This window comes from Chromobacterium aquaticum (assembly GCF_021129195.1).
Taxonomy (GTDB): Bacteria; Pseudomonadota; Gammaproteobacteria; order Burkholderiales; family Chromobacteriaceae; genus Chromobacterium; species Chromobacterium aquaticum.
On the sequence record NZ_JAJOHW010000300.1, the window covers coordinates 1 to 667 of the forward strand.

General features: G+C 69.1%; 1 protein-coding gene. It reads right to left on the bottom strand.

Features of this window, described 5'->3' with window-relative positions:
- On the bottom strand, positions 1-667 hold a 667-nt coding region (locus LQT98_RS23925), incomplete at both ends, for a phospholipase domain-containing protein (protein ID WP_231465760.1).

The following is a 667-nucleotide window of genomic DNA, read 5'->3' on the forward strand; positions in this document are numbered from 1 at the left end:
TCGCCCACCGCCGCGCCGCCCATCGCCGGGTCGCTGAAGCCGTCGCGACCGGTTTCCACCCGGCCGGCGAAACGGCGGCTGAAGCCGGGGAACACCGGCGCGCTGACGCTGACGTCGTACCAGCCGTGGCTGTCCTTCAACGGCCAGTTCAGCACCGCCTCGCCTTGCGGGCCCACTGTGACGCGCCGCGGCTCGGTGTTGACATAGGCGTTGGCGCGCACCTGGAACTCACAGTTTTCGCGGCCGCTATTGTGCAGCTTCAGGTAAACGTCGCCGGCAGCCGGCTCGTAACAGACCTGGATTTCCGGCTGCGCCTTGCTCAAGCGCCCCAGCTGGCCGGCGTCGCCGGTGAAATGGCGATGGAAGCCGTTGGGGCCCAGCACCCACAGATCGTAGAGATTGGCGTCGTAATTGACCCGCCACAGCCCGGACAGCTGCTTGCCGGCCTCCACCGTGTAGCGGCGCGGCGGCGCGTCCAGATGACGACGGTCATACACGTGGAATACCGCCGCCGCCTTGCCGCTGTTGGCGAAAATCAATTCCACGGTGCCGGCGTTGCCGTCCACCCGCGCGCTGGCGTGCAGCTCGTAAGGCAGCGCGCGCGAGCGGCGCAGGCCAACCGCCTGCACCGGCAGCTCAGGCAGGGCCGGCGCGCTGGGCTTGGTGC